At 53.4% G+C, this 21,794-nt stretch carries 19 protein-coding genes; 11 read left to right on the top strand and 8 right to left on the bottom strand.

What is annotated here, in order from left to right:
- The first annotated feature begins 37 nt into the window (after positions 1-37).
- On the top strand, positions 38-1,102 hold the full coding sequence (locus tag BM114_RS11870; protein WP_092113699.1) for a hypothetical protein: 1,065 nt from the start codon (positions 38-40) through the stop codon (positions 1,100-1,102).
- Between the two features lie 185 nt (positions 1,103-1,287).
- On the opposite strand, the gene BM114_RS11865 is transcribed toward BM114_RS11870, so the two are convergent.
- Positions 1,288-1,794 carry a histidine phosphatase family protein gene (locus tag BM114_RS11865; RefSeq protein ID WP_092113698.1) on the bottom strand — a complete coding sequence of 169 codons (507 nt, stop codon included), beginning with the start codon at positions 1,792-1,794 and terminating at the stop codon, positions 1,288-1,290.
- 88 nt (positions 1,795-1,882) lie between these two features.
- On the opposite strand from BM114_RS11865, the gene BM114_RS11860 reads away from it, so the two are divergent.
- Positions 1,883-2,617, top strand: a complete 735-nt coding sequence (locus BM114_RS11860; RefSeq protein ID WP_092113696.1) for an HdeD family acid-resistance protein — start codon at positions 1,883-1,885, stop codon at positions 2,615-2,617.
- A gap of 413 nt (positions 2,618-3,030) precedes the next feature.
- On the opposite strand, the gene udk is transcribed toward BM114_RS11860, so the two are convergent.
- From udk to BM114_RS11845, 3 genes are read right to left on the bottom strand one after another with little or no spacing between them, the layout of a single operon-like run.
- Positions 3,031-3,666: a uridine kinase gene (udk, locus tag BM114_RS11855; protein WP_092113694.1), complete on the bottom strand. Its 636-nt coding sequence runs from the start codon at positions 3,664-3,666 to the stop codon at positions 3,031-3,033.
- 31 nt (positions 3,667-3,697) lie between these two features.
- On the bottom strand, positions 3,698-4,348 hold the full coding sequence (locus BM114_RS11850; RefSeq protein WP_092113693.1) for a uracil-DNA glycosylase family protein: 651 nt from the start codon (positions 4,346-4,348) through the stop codon (positions 3,698-3,700).
- Between the two features lie 46 nt (positions 4,349-4,394).
- Positions 4,395-5,441 (bottom strand): endonuclease/exonuclease/phosphatase family protein, encoded by a 1,047-nt coding sequence (locus BM114_RS11845; RefSeq protein ID WP_092113691.1) that lies wholly within the window; start codon positions 5,439-5,441, stop codon positions 4,395-4,397.
- A gap of 150 nt (positions 5,442-5,591) precedes the next feature.
- Here BM114_RS11845 and BM114_RS11840 point away from each other — a divergent pair, with 150 nt between their 5' ends.
- The 7 genes from BM114_RS11840 (at position 5,592) to BM114_RS11810 (ending at position 17,159) form a co-directional block, all read left to right on the top strand.
- Positions 5,592-8,162: a TonB-dependent receptor gene (locus tag BM114_RS11840; RefSeq protein ID WP_092113689.1), complete on the top strand. Its 2,571-nt coding sequence runs from the start codon at positions 5,592-5,594 to the stop codon at positions 8,160-8,162.
- 11 nt (positions 8,163-8,173) lie between these two features.
- A complete protein-coding gene (locus BM114_RS11835) occupies positions 8,174-9,409 on the top strand; it encodes a DUF5689 domain-containing protein (protein WP_092113686.1) in 1,236 nt (411 codons plus the stop codon).
- A gap of 42 nt (positions 9,410-9,451) precedes the next feature.
- Positions 9,452-10,780, top strand: a complete 1,329-nt coding sequence (locus tag BM114_RS11830) for a hypothetical protein (RefSeq protein ID WP_092113684.1) — start codon at positions 9,452-9,454, stop codon at positions 10,778-10,780.
- A gap of 105 nt (positions 10,781-10,885) precedes the next feature.
- Positions 10,886-11,137 carry a type B 50S ribosomal protein L31 gene (locus BM114_RS11825; protein ID WP_092113682.1) on the top strand — a complete coding sequence of 84 codons (252 nt, stop codon included), beginning with the start codon at positions 10,886-10,888 and terminating at the stop codon, positions 11,135-11,137.
- Positions 11,138-11,232: 95 nt separating this feature from the next.
- Positions 11,233-12,153: a DNA/RNA non-specific endonuclease gene (locus BM114_RS11820; RefSeq protein WP_092113680.1), complete on the top strand. Its 921-nt coding sequence runs from the start codon at positions 11,233-11,235 to the stop codon at positions 12,151-12,153.
- 446 nt (positions 12,154-12,599) lie between these two features.
- Positions 12,600-15,677 (top strand): SusC/RagA family TonB-linked outer membrane protein, encoded by a 3,078-nt coding sequence (locus tag BM114_RS11815; RefSeq protein WP_369808426.1) that lies wholly within the window; start codon positions 12,600-12,602, stop codon positions 15,675-15,677.
- A gap of 18 nt (positions 15,678-15,695) precedes the next feature.
- Entirely contained in the window at positions 15,696-17,159 is a 1,464-nt protein-coding gene (locus BM114_RS11810) for a RagB/SusD family nutrient uptake outer membrane protein (RefSeq protein ID WP_092113677.1), read from the top strand.
- Between the two features lie 350 nt (positions 17,160-17,509).
- Here BM114_RS11810 and BM114_RS11805 read toward each other — a convergent pair whose 3' ends face one another.
- Both BM114_RS11805 and BM114_RS11800 read right to left on the bottom strand, forming a co-directional pair.
- A complete protein-coding gene (locus BM114_RS11805; protein WP_143089330.1) occupies positions 17,510-18,331 on the bottom strand; it encodes a hypothetical protein in 822 nt (273 codons plus the stop codon).
- A gap of 95 nt (positions 18,332-18,426) precedes the next feature.
- Complete coding sequence (locus BM114_RS11800; protein ID WP_143089329.1) at positions 18,427-18,951, bottom strand: hypothetical protein; 525 nt, start codon at positions 18,949-18,951, stop codon at positions 18,427-18,429.
- Between the two features lie 149 nt (positions 18,952-19,100).
- Here BM114_RS11800 and BM114_RS11795 point away from each other — a divergent pair, with 149 nt between their 5' ends.
- Together BM114_RS11795 and trxB are read left to right on the top strand one after the other, a co-directional pair.
- Entirely contained in the window at positions 19,101-19,655 is a 555-nt protein-coding gene (locus BM114_RS11795) for a glutathione peroxidase (protein WP_092113673.1), read from the top strand.
- The gene (gene trxB, locus BM114_RS11790) at positions 19,655-20,584 is read left to right on the top strand and encodes a thioredoxin-disulfide reductase (RefSeq protein ID WP_092113672.1); all 930 of its coding nucleotides are present in this window, start codon (positions 19,655-19,657) and stop codon (positions 20,582-20,584) included. Before BM114_RS11795 ends, trxB begins: the two co-directional genes overlap by 1 nt.
- Positions 20,585-20,769: 185 nt before the next feature.
- Here the strand turns inward: trxB and BM114_RS14465 are convergent, their stop codons facing one another.
- Together BM114_RS14465 and BM114_RS11785 are read right to left on the bottom strand one after the other, a co-directional pair.
- Positions 20,770-20,916, bottom strand: a complete 147-nt coding sequence (locus BM114_RS14465) for a hypothetical protein (protein WP_177207115.1) — start codon at positions 20,914-20,916, stop codon at positions 20,770-20,772.
- Positions 20,917-20,935: 19 nt separating this feature from the next.
- A complete protein-coding gene (locus BM114_RS11785) occupies positions 20,936-21,643 on the bottom strand; it encodes a toxin-antitoxin system YwqK family antitoxin (RefSeq protein WP_143089328.1) in 708 nt (235 codons plus the stop codon).
- Positions 21,644-21,794 lie beyond the last annotated feature (151 nt).

The raw sequence follows: 21,794 nt of genomic DNA, 5'->3' as shown, positions 1-21,794 counted from the left end.
GATAAGAAAAGAAACGACGGTTTAAAAAGATACGATTATGAAAAAATTCATATTAGCCCTTACAGCTCTCCTCACGCTCGCGGTATCCGCCAGCGCCATGAGCTACGAGCAGGCTCGTGAGCAAGCCTTGTTTCTTACGGACAAGATGGCCTACGAACTGAACCTGACCGACGATCAGTATGAGGCAGCCTACGAAATAAACCTCGACTACCTGATGCGTATCAATGACTATAACGACCTCTACGGCGTATACTGGAGACAGCGCAACCTCGACCTGAGCTATATCCTGCTCGACTGGCAATACCGTACCTACTGCGCCGCACGCTACTTCTACCGCCCGCTCTATTGGGACGCAGGAGTATGGCACTTCAGCATCTATGCACGCTATCCTCACCGCGACTACTTCTACTTCGGCCGACCCCACTTCGTGGAAGTCTACTATGGCGGGCACAGCTGGGCTCACAATGGCGGACGCAGCTGGTATCACGGCAGACAATACGGCGGGACGCATCCTAACGGAATACGCCGGATAGGCATGCGCGACGGCTTCGACCGGGGAGACTTCGGCAACGGAACCCGTATTACGGAATTCGGCAGGACACGCAGCCACGGAAACTTCAACCAGTCAACAGGCAACGGCAACCGCACATTCGGTGGGCGCCATAACGGCAACGGAGTGTCTACCCGAAGCTTGGGACAGGCTCCCGGCGCACCGCGCACATTCGGCGGACGCCGCGACGGCAACCGGGCAAATCCCGGCAGGGAGCGCGACTTTGGAAGAGACAACGGCAGCGGTATACGCAGCTCCACTCGTTCCACGGCTCCAAGGATGGGTGCTGGATTCCGTTCCTTCAGCAGAGACAACAATACTCCCACCCGTTCTTTCGCACCCAATAATGAAAATCCGCGCCCGTCGGCTCCCAGCCGTTCCATGGGAGCTCCCTCTCGCAGTTTTGGCGGCTCGTTCGGCAGCAGCCGTCCTGGTAGCAGCCTCGGTAGAGGAGGCTTCGGAGGAGGACGCTCGGGGGGCAGTTTCGGCGGAGGCTCTCACTCCAGCGGCATCAATCGCGGCGGCAGAAGTTTCGGTGGCGGACACAGATAAGGGAAACAAGTCATACAGATAAGAAAACAAGTTATACAGGTAAAGTAATTAATAATGATGTTAATAAATAGGTAAGTGTTTAATAGGTTTTTAGTTTTAGTGAACAGATTAGAAGGATAACAAAATTAGAGAGTTATTAATATATTACTGAGAGGGGGATCTTCCGTGAGGAAGGTCCCTTTCGCCTATAGTATGAGCACCCTGACCTCGGCATTCATCATCTTCTGGACCTTGCTCATCGGCAGGTTGAAGTAGACGCTTTGCACGGCTTTGTTGATAATGCCGTGGCCCACGGCGAGCACGGTCTGCCCGGGATAGGCCACCTTCAGCCAAGTGAGGAAGTTGCGGGCCCGGGCTCCCATCCTCTCGAGCGACTCGATGTTGTCGGGCCACTCCTCGCCCTGAAGGTCGGGAATATAGCGGCCCGTGAAGTCGCCCCAGTCCCTTTCCCGCAGCAGAGGCGTCTGCACCACCTCCTTGTGATGGGGGGCGGCAATGATCTCGCAGGTCTCCACAGACCGCCGGAGGTCGCTGGCGATGAAGGCGTCTATCGGCTCGTGAAGCATCCTGTCGCGCAGTTCCTCGGCCTGCCGGATGCCGTTCGGATTGAGCCTTCCCTGCGTCTGCCCCTGCATTATCTGGTTGGCATTGTCGTCCGTCTCGCCGTGGCGCACAAGATATAGTTTCGTCATAGGCAACAGTTTTTCGGACACAAAAATACAAAAATTATTGCATTTCTGATATTTTGTTTGTATTTTTGCGATATTAAATCATCAGATTATGAAGTTTCTACAGAGTTCAGTCTTTCGCGCGCTGTGTGCGATAATCGTGGGCGTACTGCTCATTCAATATCGTGAGCAGACGGTTACATGGCTCACCATAGCCATCGGAGTATTGTTTTTCCTCTCGGGAGTCATCTCGCTGGCCAGCTACTACAGTGCCCGGAAGCATGCCGCGGAGATAGAAACCTACGACGCAGAGGGCAATCTGATAGCCGGGGCGAAGCCCTCGTTTCCCCTGGTGGGCATCGGCAGCCTTGTGCTGGGCGTCATCTTCGCCCTGATGCCGAGCACCTTTGTTACCGGACTGGTGTATATCCTGGCGCTGATGCTCATCATCGGAGCCGTCAGCCAGTTCATCGGCCTGGCATCGGCAGCCCGGATAGGTCATGTGGGATGGTTCTTCTGGGTGATGCCTTCCGTCATCCTGCTAATCGGCATCGTAGCCATCGTCTATCCGTCGGTCATCAAGGACGATCCGCTCTTCGTCATCGGATGGAGCATGCTGCTATACGGCGTGGTGGAATGCATGAACGCGGTGAAGATTCACAACGAGCGGCGCAAGTATACCAAGGCGCAGGAAGCCGTCCGCAAGGCAGCCGAGGAGACGGAGAAAGCTCGGGGTGAGGATGCTGCCGAGCCGGCCGGAGCCGAGGGAGCGAAGCCCGAGAGCACCCCAGCCCCGAAGGAAGACAACCCCTATTACACGCATACTCCCACCCAGCCGATGGAATAACGGCGGGAAGGAGGTTTTCGGGAGACGCAGTAAGAAATCGTAAGTGAATAATTATTCATCTGCGATTTCCCGCTTTGTGAATGCTTACCCTCGTCCTATGAGGCTAAAAAACGAAAGCCGCTTACGGGGCGTTTTAGGGGCATCTGCGGCGATGCCGTTTTTTCAAAAATTCCATTTTGCATCCTTTTTGCGGTCTGTTTCCCTGTAAAAGGCGGCAAACAGCCTTGTAGATAACGGCTAAAAGGCATGTAAAAGGCGGCTGGAAGCCTTCCTTTCAGCGGCTTTCCACCCCGTCGGAAGCCGCTGACGGCAAAATAAAAGACAAAAAATGAATATTATGCATTCTGCCGGCGGAAAAGTGCATAATTATGAGGAGCGATTACGCTGACAGGTTACAAATCGTAACCTTGCTGCTACTCTATGGGCACGAGCCCCTCGATATACTTGCAGAGGATGGCTATGCCCTTCGCGTTCTCTCCCCCCTGGGGGATGATGAGGTCGGCATAGCGCTTGGTGGGCTCAATGAACTGCTCGTGCATGGGCTTCAGCACTTTCAGGTAGCGGTCTACGACCATCGACACCGTGCGCCCTCGGTCGATGGTGTCGCGCTGGATATTGCGGATGAGCCGCTCGTCGGAATCGCAGTCCACGAATATCTTCAGGTCCATCATCTCGCGCAGTCGCTTGTTGATGAGCGTCATGATGCCCTCGATGATGATAACCGGTTTGGGCTCCACATGCACGGTTTCGGGCAGTCGGTTGCTCAGGATGTAGGAATAAGTGGGCTGCTCTATGGCACGCCCCTGCCGCAACTCGTTGATATCACGGATGAGCAGCTTCCAGTCGAAGGCGTCAGGATGGTCGAAGTTGATGGCCTTGCGCTCCTCGTCGGTCATGCCCGTCGTGTCGTTATAATACGAGTCGAGGGGCACCACCGCTACATAATGGGGCGGCAGAGCCTCGACGATTTTCCTGACCACGGTGGTCTTTCCACTTCCCGTACCACCCGCAATGCCGATGATGGTAACATTGTCGCTTGCAGCATTCATAGCTATTCTATTTGTCAGTCCTGCCGGCCGCTCATTCAGAAGCGTCGTCCAGCAGGCCTATTTCGTTAAACATTTTCCGATAATACTCCGCCTTACGCTCCAATGCCATCGGATAGGCGCGCGAGCTGCTGGGCATGCGATAGAGACGGAGGCGGCGCCCCTCGAAGCCAAACTCCGCGAAATCGCCCATGGCCAGATGTCTCGCGTCGATAGCGAAGTGCTCCGTAAAGACATGCGTAGCGAGCTGCCCCGCCGTGAGCACGGCCCTGCACTCAGGCAGGGCACGGAGCATGCCGTCGAGGTCGGCGGGCTCAATGATGTCAAGATCTTTGTCGGAGGCCGTGCCCGTGGTGCGGCGGATGCGCAGGGCGGTGTCGAAGAGGGCCACCCCCTTCTGTGCCAGGAAGGCCTTGAGGTCGTCGAGCCGGAAAGTCTTGTACGCCTCGTCGACGAAATGGAGCCTGTCGGCAAAGAATACAAGGCCAAAGATGCGCCACATGTCGTTGATGAAGTTCGGGTAATACCACGGCATGCTCCACCGCTTGGGAGCTGGCGGAAAAGTGCCGAGCATGAGCAGCCGCGCGTCGCGGGGCAGGAACGGCTCAAAGGGATGAGTCTCCACGGGAAACTCACCCGCCGCTCCCGCAGCGGCTCCCGGTTCCGGTTTTCTCCTTGATGTCATATCGCTGTCTGTATCGTGCTCCGCCGGGAGCGCGATGCGAGGGTGGCTATTTCTGTTCCTTCACTAAGTAGACCACCACGGGCAGATGGTCGGAATAGCCGTCGAGCCATACGCCGCCGGCCGTGGTGCGCTTGGGCGAGCCCTTGTACTTACCCTCGGTCTGCAACAGATAATCGCGCAGGAAGATATGGTTTTTCCAGAACTTCAGGCTCGAATAGTCCTTCTCGCCTTTCTGGTTGAGCAGGTTGGGCGAGAGCACGATCTGGTCGAAGAGGTTCCACGAGCCGTCGTAGGCCAGGGTTCCCCTGCCCTCCTTTGCCAGGATGTTGTACCAGGGATTATACATGTCGCCCGGACCCACCTCACTGATCTCGGCCTTTGCGGCGAGATACTCGCGCATGCTCTTGTTCGTGGGGTCGTCGTTCATGTCGCCCATCACGAAGATTTTCCGGTCGGGGTTCTCCGTCAGGAGGCTGTCCTTGATGACCTTGACCTGCCGGGCAGCCGACTCACGATAGAAATCCGTGCTGAAACGGCTCGGCCAGTGGCACACGATGACGGCCACATCGTCGCCGCCCATCCTGCCCTTGACGGTGAGGAAACCACGGGTAAGATAGGCACTATCCTTCTCCAGCTCCTGAACATAAGGATAAAGTTTTACATCTTCGGGCGTGAAAAGCGCAGGATTGTAGAGCAGCGCGCAGTCGATGCCGCGCCGGTCGGGACCCTCTATATGACAGAACTGCATGCCGCGGGCCTTCAGGGGCTCCTGGCTGATCAGGTCGCCGAGGACGCGGGCATTCTCCACCTCGCTCATTCCGATGAAGGCGCAGCCCACATTGGGCAGCACATCCGTGCCCATCTCCGAGAGCACGCGTGCCATGTTGCGCAGTTTGTGGGAATATTTAAGCTCATCCCACTTGTAGCTTCCCGTAGGCAGGAAGTCGTAGTCGTTCTTCCCCTCGTCATGGCAAGTGTCGAAGAGATTCTCCTGATTATAGAAACCTACGGCATAGACGGAGAACTTCTTCTGTGAAGAAGCCGGAAGCCAGAACATCGGGAGGAGTACCAATAGTAATAGATGCTTTTTCATATACTGTAAATTTAATTCTTCTGCAAATATCGCAATTATTTTCGAAACAAACCCCATCTTCACTAAAATTTAATCTAAATTACTTTTTTATGTCAAATAAATAATGTAAATTTGCAACATATATATACAATTATTAATTTAATTCAACTTATGCAGAACAAGCTAAAATTAGCAGTGATAGCTTTTTGTTACACTCCCTTAGCCTTTGCCCAAAACACCAATACGGAGCAAAACACGGCCAAGACGATGGACGAATCGGCTTTCACCTTTACCGAGGCACAGTTGGGTGAAGACGATAACATGTCTCAGAATGTTACCATCCTGAACTCTAACACCAATGCCTATGCGTCAGAAGTGGGATTCCGGTTCTCGCCGACGCGCTTCCGCTATCGTGCCTTCAACCAGAAGTTCAATGATGTCTACATCAACGGAGCCCCCATGAACGACATGGAATCGGGACAGTTCCGCTACTCCAATATAGGCGGGCTGAACCGTTTCACCCGCAATGTAGACTCCGCCCTTCCCTTTGAAAGCAACAATTTCTCCATGACGGGAATGGCCGGAAGCAACAACTATGACTTCCGCGCGGGAAGCATGCAGGCAGGAAACTATATATCCGTGGCCGGTGCCAACCGAAACTACACGCTGCGCGGCATGTACACCTATGCCTCCGGATTCAACAAGAAGGGATGGGCCATCGCGGCCGGCGTAACCTATCGCTGGGCCAACAGGGGATATGTAGAGGGCACCTTCTACAATGCCCTCTCCTATTTCTTCGGCGTCCAGAAAAAGTGGGACGCAGGGCACAGCCTCTCGTTTGCCACATGGGGCAACCCAACCGAACGCTCCACGCAGGGAGCCTCCACGGACGAAGCCTACTGGCTCGCCAACGACTACCAGTATAATCCCTACTGGGGCTACCAGAACGGACACCGACGGAATTCGCGCGTCGTGAACGACTTTGCTCCTTCTGCCCTCCTCACATGGGACTGGGACATCAACGACAACACCAAACTCACGACCACCGCATTCGGCAAATACAGCATGTATAAGAGCACGAAGCTGAACTACAACGGCTCGGAGAACCCCCAGCCCGACTACTGGAAGAACCTGCCAAGCTCCTACATCGATGTGTGGGGCGACAACATCGGCAACAACCAGTATGCCTATGCACAGTATCAGCGTTCGGTGGCATGGTGGCAGGCCAGCAAGGCCAACCGCCAGATTAACTGGAACTATCTCTACGCAGCCAACAAGACGGCTGCCGCACAGGGCAGCGACGCCTTCTACTTCGTACAGGCCAAGCACAACGATAACCTGATGCTCAACCTTGCCTCCACGCTCACGAAGCGTCCAGACAAGAACAAGACATGGAATATCGGATTCATCGTGGGCCAGAACATCGGCCGCCACTACCAGACCATGGAAGACCTCTTGGGAGGAATGTCGTACCACAACATCAACTCCTATGCCATGGGTATCTATTCCGGCATGAGCGACGAAGTGCAGTACGACCTCAACACCATGGGGCCGAACCGGCTCGGCCGCCTCGTCTACGAGGGCGACAAGTTTGGATATGACTATACGCTCCGTGTGCAGAAGGGCTACCTCTGGTCTAACTACGCCGTGAACACCGGTCGATGGCACCTGATGATAGCCGGCAAGATTGGCGGTACAGACATGGTGCGTCGCGGCCACATGCGCAACGGAATGTTCGCAAACAACTCCTTCGGCAAGAGCGGTCATGCCGGATTCGGGGAAGGCGGAGCCAAAGGCAGCATCACCTTCAACGCCGGACGCGGACACACTTTCCTGCTCGGGGCAGGCTTTGAATGGAGAGCGCCGGAAGCTGCGACAGCCTTCGTTTCTCCAGAGATGAACAACGACTATGTCCTGAACCTCAAACAGGAACATGTATTCAGCAGTGAATTCGGCTATCAATTCCAGAATGCATGGCTGCATGCCAACCTCAGCGGTTACTACAGCCGTCTCGGCCATGTAACGGAGTGGCAGAACTTCTACTTCGATGACATCAACTCTTTCTCGTATGTATCAATGACAGGCCTCCGCAAGGAATACTACGGAGCGGAGCTTGGTCTGAAAGTCAAGCTTACATCTTTCCTCGACTTCAACGCAATAGGAACCATCAACGAGGCCAAGAACATCAACAATGCCAATGTCTGGTATATGAGCTCGACCAAGGCAACCTATAACGACGCCAACAACGGACGCCCGGAAAAGGTAATGAACAAGGGTATGCGCGAAGCTGGGACACCGCTCACGGCAGCAGGACTGGGCTTAAGCTTTCACCAAGGAGGCTGGTTCATCGACCTGGACGCCAACTACTACGACCGTATCTATCTCTCCTACTCGCCCAGCATGCGCTACGAGAGTACACTCAAGACGATGGGGAATGTAGATAACGACGGCAACTATGACATCCCCGCACAGGCAAAGGGACATGGAGGCTGGATGCTCGACGGAAGCATCGGCAAGACCATTCGACTGAAAAAAGGCCAGCTGAGCTTCAATCTCATGGTTACGAATATCCTCAACAACCAGACTCTCGTAACGGGCGGATACGAGCAGAGCCGCAGCGACTATACCGTCAAGGACGACGGCACTATCAACAGTTCGCGCATCTACAAGTTCTCGCAGAACCCGAAGAAGTACTATATATTCGGTACTAACGGTATGTTCCAGATATCATATAGATTCTAAACCCCACGAACATGAAACAGATTAAATTTATTAGATTCATCATACTGCTGACTGGCGGCATCCTCCTGGCTTCCTGTATGGGAAAAGACTATGCAGAACCTACCCCGGGCGAAGGCTCCATTGCAGATATCGAAGAACTCAACTTGAAGACCATCAAGCAAGTAAAGGACCAATATGCCATGGCCATCAACACGAACGGCTATCAGCAGATAAAGGAAGACATCCAGATCAAAGGTTATGTTACCGGAAACGATATTGAAGGGAACCTCTATCAGCAGATTTCACTTCAGGACGAGACCGGTGCCGTCATCCTCTCCGTGGCCAAGGGCGGCCTCTCAGGCGAGGTGGGGCTCGGACAACAGATTCTCCTCAACCTCAAAGACCTCTACATTGGCGGCTACGGTGGCATGGCGGAAATCGGCGGCGTATATACGAACACCAACAGCTCCTCCAGCAACTATGGCACCCACTCCATCGGGCGCATGGACCGTTACCAGTGGGCTTCGCACTTTACGAAGATTGGCGAGGCTAACGAGGCTAACCTTGAAAAGCTCGTTCAAGTGTTTAAAACCGACAGCATGACCGACGCCAAATATATCAAGGAGAAGACCGGCATGCTGATGACCATCACCGGCGTAAGTTTCAAGGATGCCAACGGGACCAACACCTATGCACCAGACAATAAGATAGAACCCCAGTTTGGCGGTTGCGTCCACCGCGAGTTCAAGGAATATCCCAGCAAGGACATCGTGGTCCGCACAAGCACTTTTGCCGACTTTGCAGGTAACACACTTCCGACGGGCAAGGTTGCCATTACTGGTGTATTCTCGCATTATTCGCTTGGAAGCAGCAGCACATGGCAAATCTTGATGCGCAGAGCCGGCGATGTCGCAGACGCTACTCCGCAGAAAGGCCAAGACGCCAGCGACCCGCTCAGCGTAACAGAAGCATTGGCAGCCTACAATGCCGGCACCCTGAGCGGCAACATCTATGTGAAAGGTATCATTGCCAAGATAGACGAGGTGAGCACTTCCTTCGGTAATGCGCAGTATTGGATATCCGACGACGGCAAGACCACGGCCGGAACCATGATTGAGGTTTGGCGCGGCAAATATCTCAACAACGAGAAGTTCACCGCTACCGACCAGATCAAGGTAGGACAGACCGTAGTCGTATTGGGAACCTTGAAGGAATACAATGGTACGATTGAATTCGATCAGGGCAACTATATCATCTCCATCAAGTAATTGTACACTATCATATAATCGAAAACAAAAACAACAAATAACATGAAACGAATATTTTATTCCATGATAGCCTTGGCTATCACAGCCATGACTTTCACGAGTTGCGACGATGTGCCCATGCCATACAACATGCCGAATTTCAGTGAGACGGAAGAGCCTGTCGTAGTAGCTCCTACCGGCACCGGCACCAAGGAAGACCCGTTCAATATTTCGGCGGCAAACAACTATATCGCCAACGGCGGCGACGCAAATGCCACGGTCTATGTGAAGGGTGTCATCTCCCTGATCAACTCCATCGACACGGGACAGTACGGCAATGCCACCTACTATATCTCCGACGACGGCAAGACAACTACCCAACTCGAAGTATACCGCGGCTTTTATAAGAACGGCGACAAGTTTACTTCCGAAGATCAGATACATGTGGGTGATGAAGTTGTCGTTGCCGGCAAGCTCGTGAACTTCAATGGAACCTATGAATTCACGACTGGCAGCAAGATAGTCTATCAGAACGGCACTTGGTATGAGACCACAGGCGGCGGCTCCGGAATCGGGACACCTATGGGCGAAGGCACAGAGGCCTCTCCCTACAATGTGGCTGGCGTCATCGCGAAAGCCAACACTTTAAGCGAAAGCGACAAGCTCGAGAATATTTATGCCACGGGCATTGTTTCCGAAATCAAGAGCTTTGACTCTGGCAGAGGCCAGATCAGCTACTATATCTCTGACGACGGTCAGAAGACCACACAGTTCTATGTCTACGGAGGCCTCGGCAAGGATGGGGCCAAATTCACCTCACAGGACGACCTGAAGGTGGGTCAGAAGGTTATCATCGTAGGAACCCTGCTCAACTACAAGGGCAACACTCCTGAATTCCAATATGGGAACAAGATTGTCAGCATTGATGGAGAAGGCGGCTCCGGCAGCGGCACGGGCACGGGAGTTACTCCGACCGTCAGCGGAACTACCGTTACGGTTACCAATCCTAATGTTACGGCCGGCTCTACGACGGTTACCATCGACCTCAACACGCAGGGCTTCACCAACCAGCAGGAGGTAACAAGCGTAACCCTCTCTGACGGATCCACCATCACTTTCGGCAAGGGAGAAGGCACCACCACACCTAAGTTCTATACCGCCACGAAGGGAGTGCGCATGTATGCCAAGAACACCATCGACTTCGCCTGCAAGTCGAAGATTGCTAAAATCGTGATAACCTGCGATTCCTACAGCGGAACCGACTATACCGGCAATCCCACGCAGACAGTATCGTTCGATGGCACAAAGGCTACCTACATCAATGAGCATACCGCCGCCACCGGCGGGGTGCAGCTCCGCGTGCAGACCATCACCATCACTTATGGCGAATAAATAGCAAATAAATCACAAAACATTTGGCAGGGTGCAGAATTATTCGTAATTTTGCACCCTGTTCAGCAATACAAGATTATACATTATTAAATATAAGACAAGAAAATGAAAAAAGGTATTCATCCAGAAAACTATCGCCCCGTCGTATTCAAAGATATGTCCAACGGCGATATGTTCCTTACAAAGTCTACATGCAAGAGTACAGAGACAGTAGAGTTTGAAGGCGAAACTTACCCAGTGGTAAAAGTCGAAATCTCCAGCTCCTCTCACCCCTTCTATACCGGTAAGAACAAGCTCGTCGACACGGCAGGTCGCGTAGACCGCTTCATGAACCGTTACAGTAAGCTGAAGAAGTAATATATATCTTTTCGAATATATTCATAATATTCCGAGTGCGGTTTAGCGTAGTTGCACATGCGCTAAGTCGCATTTATTAATTTAAGTAAAGCCCTATGAAGAGAGGCCTTTTTCTGCTCTTGGCGTCAGCCGCCATCCTTGCCCTTGCTTCCTGCGGAGGCAGCGACTCCCCCGGAGGAGGCGCTGGAGGCTCCACGGCCCCGGCGAATACCAACGCCAACAATCCCAAGACCAGCCGCCGAGAAGTTACCCGCCTGGAGTTCCCCCGTCTCAAGGGCGGCAACAGCATCCTCCTTGTCCATAAGACCAGCGACAGCTATGACCCCGACGGCGTGAACTACTCCGTGGAGTGGGATTCCGACCTGAAATCTCAGCGCTGGACCTGCTATCAGATGCACAGAGGCTACTCGGGCGATGCCGGTTACTATGGCACATTCATGGAAGATCCCGACCTGCCCAGCTATGCCCGCTTCGCAGATACGCAAGCTATGTACAGCGGATCAGGCTTCACCCGCGGCCACATCTGTCCCTCCGCCGACCGCCAGTATTCGAAGGAAGCCAACCGGCAGACTTTCTATTACACCAACATGCAGCCCCAGTACTACAATTTTAATGCGGGAGACAACTACACCGGCGTATGGGTGAACATGGAGAACAGGGTGCGCTCATGGGCCGGACAGCTGGCTGCCACCGACACGATGTATGTCTGCAAGGGCGGCACCATCGACAGCCCGCAGAACATCCTGATGCGCATCAAGAACCAGCTCATCGTCCCGAAATATTTCTTCATGGCCTTGCTCATCAAGAACTCCAAAGGATATAAGGCGCTCGGATTCTGGGCAGAGCATAACAATGCCATCCCCCCGAAGGTGAATCTGGCAGACTATGTGGTCTCCATCGCCGACCTCCAGCAGAAGACGGGCATCGACTTCTTCTGCAACCTGCCTGACGAAACAGAAAACCATGTGGAAAACCTGGCCAGGGAAAACATCCTCACGGCCTGGGGATTCAAGTAAGGCAGGCGAAAGGCACCCGTCTCCAGCGGTGTGCCGAACCGCATCCCTACATGTTACACACAACTTGTAATGCCGTTACCAGCCGTTGGTAACGGCATTACAAGCTATTGGTAGCAGGATCACCAACGGCCGGTAATTCCACGGGAAGCCTCCCGTATATCCCCGCCCCGCACTTGCTCAAGGCCGCACAACTTATTTGTCGAGACACAGCCATCTGCCACTAGACAACTTTTCCCATGGAAACTACCACTATCCAAGTTGTAATTATAATTGTATAAATTAAATATTTTTAATATTATTTTTTATTATTATAAGTTAAATTTCACTATCTTTGCTTTACAAAATGCGAATATCGCTGTTAATAGACGATAAAGACTATGATGTCATTAACATACTTAAAACCTGAAAAAAGCAAGACTATGAAGCAGTTAGGAACATGGCAGCACATGCCCGTTTATCTGAAAATGCTGATGGCCACTTGCACGCTTTCCTGCTATTACATGGTTGCGACCGCAGCCGACAGCACCACAAGGGCAAACAGCGTCCAGCAGCAGCAAAACTCCTTTAGCGGAATCGTGGTAGACGAGAAGAACGAACCTCTCATCGGAGTTACCATCCAAGTAAAAAGCACCTCTTCAAGAACCGTTACAGACACTAACGGTCGCTTCACATTGCCTGCCGGCGAGAGGAGCGCGACACTCGTTATTACCTACATCGGATACACCACGAAGGAAGTCAAGGTCAGTGCCGGACACGCCGTCAGCATTTCTCTTTCCCCTGACAACCAGACCTTGGATGAGGTCATTGTTACGGGTTACGGCACCTTCAAGAAGTCAGCTTATGCCGGTTCGGCCTCTACCCTCAAGACTGACAAGCTCAAGGATGTGCCCACGGCCTCTTTCAAAGACTTACTGCAAGGCGCAGCCTCGGGCGTACAGATGAGCTCGGCCTCGGGTCAACCAGGATCCTCAATAGCCCTCAATATCCGTGGAATGGGATCCTTCAACGCCTCCAACTCGCCGCTCTATGTCATCGACGGCGTGCCCGTTATGTCGGGCAATGTCTCGGCTAACGACTCCAATGGCGGCTTCGACCTGATGAGCACCCTTAGCAATACTGACATCGAGAGCATCACCGTCATCAAGGATGCCGCCGCGGCCTCACTCTACGGGTCGCGGGCGGCCAACGGCGTGGTGCTCATCACCACCAAGAAGGGTCGGGAAGGCAGGCCCGTGGTAAACCTGAAGGCCGACTGGGGAAGCAGCGACTTTGCCATGGATTACCGTCCCGTGATGAATGGTGAGCAGCGCAGGGAATACATCTATAACGGCTTGAAGGCCGGCGCCCTGCGCAAGGGACAAACTGAAGCCGAAGCCGTGAAATATGCCGACAGCGAGATCGACAGCTATGCCCCCGTACCCTGGTGCGGATATGTAGATTGGGACCGCGTTCTCTTCCAGAAAGGCAATCATCAGAACTACGAGGCCTCGGTATCGGGCGGAACCAAAAGGTTCACCTATTATACCTCTCTCTCCTATCTCAAGCAGCAGGGTATAGCACGAAACTCCGGTCTGGAGCGAATCAGCGGCCGCGTGAACGCCGAATACAAGGCGACGCAGAAGCTCACGCTCGGTGTCAAGTCGCTCTTCGCAAGCGTCAACCAGGAAGTCTACAGCGAGGGCACCAGCTATACTGCGCCTTTCTATGCCTCGCGCAACTGTGTGGTTCCCTCCGATGCCGTCTACAACGAGGACGGCAGCTGGAATCGCAATTTCATCCGAAATGAAGACCGCAATCCTGCCCTCTCCATGATGTATGACTACAACAGAGAATACATCACACGCCATTTCAATACCGTATACGGTGAATATGAGTTCATCAAGAATCTGAAGTTCCGCAGCACATTGAGCTACGATTACACCACCACCAAGGGCAAGGAATGGCGCGATCCACGCACTTCCAACGGCGACGACACCAACGGAAGCAAGAGCGTCATGATGTATGAGCGCAAGAAACTGGTGTGGGCCAACCAGCTAAGCTATAAGACCACCCTCGCGGAAAACCATCATCTCGACGCCTTGGTGGGCTATGAGGTCGACGATCAGCGGCGAGACTATGCCGGCGGAACGAAGCAGAACTTCGTAAACCCCAGCAAGGATGCCCTGAGCAACGGTGCTAAAGTAATCGGAGCGTATGGTGCCGACACCCGCACCCGCATGCTTTCCTACCTCGGCCGACTGAATTACGACTATAAGAACAAATACTATCTGGGGGCCAGCCTTCGCGTCGACGGCAGCTCCCGACTGGCTTCCAGCAACCGATGGGGTACTTTCTGGTCGGCTTCCGGCGCATGGCGTATCATCGAGGAAGACTTCATGAAGCCCTGTAACGACTGGCTCACCGACCTGAAGTTCCGTGCTTCCTACGGTGTCAACGGCACCCTGCCTTCCAGCTATTTCGGGTACATGGGGCTCACCTCCCTTTCCGGCGACTACAACACCGACCCAGCCTACAACCTCTCGCAGATAGCCAACAACAGGCTGTCATGGGAAACCAACTACAACTTCAACCTCGGCGTGGACTTCGGGCTGTGGAACCGTCTCAATGTAACGCTTGAATACTACACCCGCACCACCAAGAACCTGCTCATGGACTACCCCATCTCCATGACAACGGGCTTCAGCAGCTATCTGCTTAACATCGGAAAAGTGAGAAACCAAGGTGTGGAACTGGAGATCAAATCCAATAACTTCTCTACTAAAGACTTCAGCTGGAACACCTCCTTCACGCTTGCCCACAACAAGAACAAGATCGTCGTTCTCGACGGCAAGCAGCAGGAGATCATCAGCGGGGTCTATATTCACCGCGTGGGAGAATCCTACAGGACCTTCTACCTCATTGAGTTTGCCGGCATCAATCCCGATACAGGTGCGCCGCAGTTCTACACCAACACGAAGGATGCCAACGGAAACCTCATGAAAGACATCACCGAGAACCCCGCCGAGGCCAATAATATCGCCTACAAACATGCAGAGCCTACCCTTACTGGAGGTCTTTCGAATACCCTTTCCTATAAATGGTTCGACCTCAACTTCATGTTCACTTATCAGTTTGGCGGCTATTCCTACGACACTTGGGCACAGAAGGTGGAACACGGAGGCAAAGACCTGGAGGCCAACATCCCCACTTACTACCTGAATAACTGGAAGCAGCCGGGCGACATCTCACAATACGAACTGTTCATAGAAGCTCCCGAGGTATCCATGGGCAAGTTCTCCAATACCCGCAGAGTGCACAGCACCGACTTCATAAGGCTCAAGAACCTCACTTTCGGTTTCACCATGCCGAAAGCCTGGACACACCCGATAGGCATCGACAAGATCCGCCTCTATATATCAGGCAACAACCTGCTCACTTGGGCACGCTACGACTATTACGACCCGGAAGCCGTAAGCGGCGGTACGGCCGGCTGGGGCACTCCCCCTCTGAAGACGATCACCTTCGGACTGAATGTCAACTTCTAACCTTTAAATTACCAGACAATGAAAATTCATCAATATATAGCTTTCGGAGCCTTATTGTTAACCCTGAGTTCCTGTGGCAACGAGTGGCTCAACCTAGAGCCCTCGACCTCCATGCCGACCGATAAGACCATACAAGAACTAAGCGACATAAAGTTCACCTTGAACGGTGTATACACCGTCATGCAGAATGCCTATGCCTATTCAGGCCGTCTCGTCTACTACGGAGACGCAACCGGCGACGACATGCAGGCCGTCAGCTCTACGAAACGCACGGCCAACTACTATCTCTTCAACTTCACCAAAGACAATGCGCCGACCACTTTCTGGTCATATCCCTATAACCTAATTGCCACCTGCAACCTCGCACTCGACAAAATCGATGGTATTAAAACCACCGAGACTGCTTTACGCGATGCCTACAAAGGCGAGGCCTTGGCCCTGCGCGGGATGTTCCTCTTCGACCTCACCCGCTTCTACGGCTATCCTTACAAGAAGGACAATGGTGCCTCCTTAGGCGTGCCCATCGTTACGACGGTGCTCGAAAAAGATGCCAAACCCAGCCGTAACACCGTGGCGGAATGCTATACGCAGGTCATCAGCGACCTGAAAGAGGCGGCAAGGCTCATGAACAATGAGGAGGGACTCAGCTATAAGAAAGGGCACATCAGCCGCTGGGGCGTGCTCACGCTTCTAAGCCGCGTCTACCTCTACCACGGCGACGACGCACTTGCACTGGCCGCAGCTGAAGAAGCCATCAAGGGAGCCGAGGCCAACGACTACGCCCTCTGGACCAACGAGCAGTATCCCCTGGCATGGGCCGACGATGTGAGCCCCATCAAACGGGGTGAGGTGCTGTTCGAAATCATCAACACCACCGACGACAGCCCCGGCAAGGAGTCGCTGGGCTACCTACACAGCGCCAGTGGATATTCCGACATCGTGCTCACGGGAAGCTTTTACAAGCTTCTCACTTCAGACAAAGACGATGTACGAACCCAGCTGATTTCCATATCCGGAAAGCGTGGCTATATCAATAAATACCAGCCTCAGGAAGGAGAGAACATCAAGGATGCCAACATCTTCCTGCTCCGCCTCTCGGAAACTTATCTCAATGCGGCCGAGGCTGCGGTAAAGATGGGCGACAACGACAAGGCCGTCAAGTATCTCGACGCCATCGTGAAGCGGGCTAATCCGGCAAAGACCGTAGAGGGGACAACCGTTACCCTTGAACAGGTGATGACCGAACGGCGCAAGGAGCTCGTGGGAGAAGGGCACCGGATGTTCGATGCTCTCCGCGACGGAGGCTCCGTACACCGCAAGAATGTAACCGTGAGTGCCATCAGCAAGGTAAAGCATCTCACTATGGACGAAAAGTACATGGACTTCAACTGGGACATGTACAAGTGCGTACTGCCCATTCCCAAGGCCGAGCGCGACGCCAATCCGAATATCAAGCAGAATCTGCAGTATGATGTAGATTAGGCTTTCCGCACACGGAGGGCTCGTCTCCCCGACGGCTGCAAGCAGCTTTTAGCCGGATTTGAAACGACCCTCCCGCATCCCCAAGGCGGCTTCCGATTTTCACGGAAGCCGCCTTTTGTATTCTTACACATGGCGTGTAATGTGATTACACACGGCGTGTAACAAATCTGGAAGTTAAGGAGAGCCCCTTCCCCAGCCCTCCCCCGCAGGGAGGGAGGATATGGAATAAGAAAGAAGGAATAAGGAATAAAGGCTTTTCGGAAGCTGAATCCGAAAGGCAAAGACACGAAAAACGGCCTGATGAATTTCTTCACCAGACCGCTTGGAGATATGTTGAGTTTCAGCTGAAATTATCTTCTGCCACCCTTCAGGGTTATCTGCTTCTTGCCGGAGGCTATGCGCTTCGCTGCGCCAGGCTTGCCTGAGAAGGTCTGCTCAGCCACCATGGTCCGCGTGCCGAGAGCCGGTTTAGCGTAAGTTACGCGGTTGAAGCTGAAGTCGTCGTATTCATCCAGTCCCTCGGTATTGCTCGACATTCTGCCCGCGAAGGTGCCCTCCGAGTCGCTCAGCTTGTCAAGGTCGGAATAGTAGATTACCATTTCCACTCCCTTGCCCTGTCCTTCTTCAGAGTCGAAGTCGAGGATGATGTTGCCGTAGCCGTCCACGCTCCAGTTGAATGCCGTATAGCTTTCGGACGAGCCGTCGGAGTAGTCCCAGCGATGTTCCTGTCCGCGTCCGCCCTTAGCACCCGTCGAGGTCAGGTCGAAATCATATTCCGCCGTACAGGAGGCCTGCGAGTAGCCGGTGCTTCCCGCATCCTTCCAGTTCATGGTGAGGTTACCGCTCCATGCGCCCGTGGCAAGGATGCTTGCCATCGACACCTGACACTGGCTATACCACTTGCTGAGCTCGCTGACGAAATCCCGGTAGTCTGCCTCGTAATACATGTCGTAATAGCCGCCGTAGTTGTCGTAGTTGTTATAAAACCACTGCTGCGTGGTCTCGTCGTCCGTTCCGAACTCGCCATAATAGTCAAGATAGGCGTTCATGGCGTCGGTGAGATTGAACTGGTCTATCGGGTCTCCCCAATCATCATCATCGCTACAGGATGCCAGCGAGAAGACGAGCATCGTCGCGCATGCAAAGGCTATTAGTGCAGAAAGCTTTTTCATAATCGTATCTTTTAGAGTTTTTGTTTCTGCTGCAAAGATACGAAAGTCTCAGCCACGGCAAGGTGTGAAATCCCTATTCCTTGGTGGAGAAATCCCTAATCTTTCCAGAAAGTATCCCCCAAGGTACCGGCCGGCTTGCTGCCATAGTGCCAGTCATAGTAGTGGTCATAGCCGTCGTAGCCGTAGTAGTCGGCCCTGAAGAGGTTGAAACTGGAGTAAGAGCCGTCCCCGTTCTCCACTTCTCCGTGGAAATGGGTATCGCTGATATAGAAGTGATAGATATAGCGCGTGGGCAGGGAGCGGTCGCGATAGCGAATCTCGACGGTGTTTCCGCCGTCCATCACATACCAGTCGAAGTAGTCGCGGTAGCGACTACCGCCCAGGTAGTTCTGCTCCCATCCTCTTCCATGGCGTGCTCCGAGCTTCCCGTCGAAGTACCACACCGTGTAATAATCCGAACTGTAGGAACCCCAGCGGTCCTGATAGAAGCCGGTGGACACCTGTCCTTCCCAGGTTCCCGACAGCAGCATGGCCACCTCCTGGTCGTCGTCGCAGCCGGTAAGCATGAAGGCCGGAAGCAGCAGGAGTAGCAGGGCGGGCATTCGCAAAATCTTTCTCATAACAATCCAAGTTTTCGTTGATAATATCGCGTGCAAATTTAGTACTTTTAATAAAACTATGCAAGCGATTTGAAATTTAATTCGTATTTTTGCATTCAGAAGGTATTTGACAAAAAGAACAACCAATTTATTAATATAAGAAAAAAGAAATGAGAACAGTTTATGAATTCTCTGTCAAGGACAGAAAAGGAAAGGATGTATCGCTGAAAGAGTATGCCAACGAGGTTCTCCTCATCGTAAACACAGCCACCAAATGTGGATTTACCCCTCAATATGAAGAACTGGAAAAGCTATACGAGACCTATCACTCCAAGGGTTTCGAGATTCTGGACTTTCCTTGCAACCAGTTCGGCCAGCAGGCACCGGGCACCGACGAGAGCATCCACGACTTCTGCAAGCTCAACTATGGCACGAAGTTCACCCAGTTCAAGAAAATCAAGGTGAACGGCGACGATGCCGACCCTCTCTACAAGTTCCTCAAGGAGCAGAAGGGGTTCGCCGGTTGGGACGAGTCCCACCCCATCTATCCTGTCCTGGACAAGATGCTGTCCGAGGCAGACCCGGACTATAAGCAGAAGGCCGACATCAAATGGAACTTCACCAAGTTCCTCGTCAACAAGAAAGGGCAGGTGATTGCCCGCTTCGAGCCTACGGAGAAGATTGCCAACATCGCTAAACTCATAGAGGAAGAACTGGAGAAATAATGGAACATACGAAGTGTCTGATTATCGGTTCCGGACCTGCAGGCTACACGGCAGCCATCTATGCCGGCAGAGCCAACCTGCAGCCCATTGAATACTGCGGACTGCAGATGGGCGGACAGCTCACCCAGACCACCATCGTGGAGAACTTCCCGGGCTATCCGGAGGGCGTAGACGCCAACCAGATGATGACCGAACTGCGCCAACAGGCCGAGCGTTTCGGCACCGAGGTGCGCGACGGAGTCATCGTGAAGGCCGACTTCAGCCGGAAGCCCTATGTGCTCACTACCGACCGCGGAGACGAGATCTCGGCCGACACCGTAATCATCGCCACCGGAGCCAGTGCCAAATACTTGGGCCTGGAAGACGAGAAGAAATACAACGGAATGGGCGTGAGCGCCTGCGCCACCTGCGACGGGTTTTTCTATCGCAAGAAAACGGTAGCCGTAGTGGGCGGCGGCGACACAGCTTGTGAGGAAGCCTCGTATCTCGCCCAGCTCTGTGCCAAGGTCTACATGATCGTGCGCAAGCCCTATCTGCGCGCCTCCGACATCATGAAGAAGCGTGTGGAAGAAAATCCGAAGATTGAGATTCTCTATGAGACCAATACCCTCGGCCTCTATGGTGAGGGGGGCGTAGAGGGCGCCCATGTGGTCTACCGAAAGGGCGAGGCCGACGAGCGAAAGTATGATCTGCCAATCGACGGATTTTTCCTTGCCATCGGCCATAAGCCTAACACCGATGTCTTCAAGGGACAGATAGACACAGACGAGGTAGGCTACATCAAGACGCAGCCCGGCTCGCCGCGGACGAATGTCGAAGGAGTGTTTGCTGCCGGCGACTGTGCCGACCCCACTTACCGTCAGGCGGTAGTGGCAGCAGGAACGGGTTGCATGGCCGCCCTCGAGGCAGAGCGATACCTGAACCAATAAGGTGCCAGCCCTTTTCGGATACTGCGCACCACAATTAGGGAATATGCCAGGAGTTTTCCGCAGAATTACCAGTAAGTGGTAATCTTGTTACCAGCCGTTGGTAACATCATTACCAGCAAGTGGTAACAGCGTTACAAGCCACTTGTAACAATGTCGGGAATACTCTTGGCATACCTTTTTTGTGCCTACCACTTCCCCACCTTGTCGCCATCGGCATGCACGGAGGCCTCCGGTTTGGCTCCAAAACTGCTCATCCACAGCCCCAGAAAGGTGAGCAAGCCGTTAATCATGAGCATCTCGTAGCCGAACCGATAGCCCGTAGCAGCCATCACAAGACTGTCTGCACTCCATCTATTTGTACTCTATCACGCCTTTATCGTTCAATCTGAGCTTTGGCCGCGGCTGAGGCGTGGTCCTCTGCTTTGTCTGGGCAGCCTTGCGACCTGCCCTATTCGACTTCGCAACCGGCTTCCTCGGCTCCGACCGGACAGCCTTCGGCTTGGGAGGATAGGGACGGAAGTCCACCACCTCCTCATAGCGATAGCCGCCTAAGACGGTGTTTGCCACGCGCCGGCGCGACTTATAGTAGATGCCCTCGGCCTCCATCGCGGTGTCGGTCATCAGGATTCCGTTTTCAAACCGGCGGCGGTTGGTGATGTGCCCAGCAGAGTCATAAACATATTCGGAGCCGTGCGTCTGGCCGTTCTTATAGGTTCCGCGGACATAAATGACGGATTTTCCCCCCGGTGTGTCGGGCAGATGGTATTGCACGAACGGACCTTCCAGCGTCCCGTGGCTGTAGGTGTAGGTGGTGTAGAGGTGTCCGTATTCGTCATACTCTCTGTGCACGCCCTCCTTCAGGCCGTTCCGGTAATCGCCTTCTCCCGATTTCCGGCCGTTGCGATAGTAGGATGTCCAATGTCCCTCGCGCTTGCCGGTCTGTTCGTTAATGTAGCCCGTCAGGCGCAACGACCCTTCCGGGTATCGCTCCTCGTACTTTTTCTGCCCGTAACCGATGACGGGCAACAGGAACATCAAGAACAAAAGCAAAGTCTTCATTGCCCCTTTATCTTATATTCAGTCAAGAACTGATTGTGCCGAGTCCATTTGCCATTTGCGAGATCGAGACTGTAGCAATAGGTCTCATCAGGCATATCGCGGATATCCGTCTCTGCTTCGAACCATATCCTGCTGCCGTCACGAACGGCAT

It is taken from the genome of Prevotella sp. KH2C16 (assembly GCF_900113305.1).
Classification (GTDB): Bacteria; Bacteroidota; Bacteroidia; order Bacteroidales; family Bacteroidaceae; genus Prevotella.
This window is presented reverse-complemented; position numbering and strand designations above follow the sequence as displayed.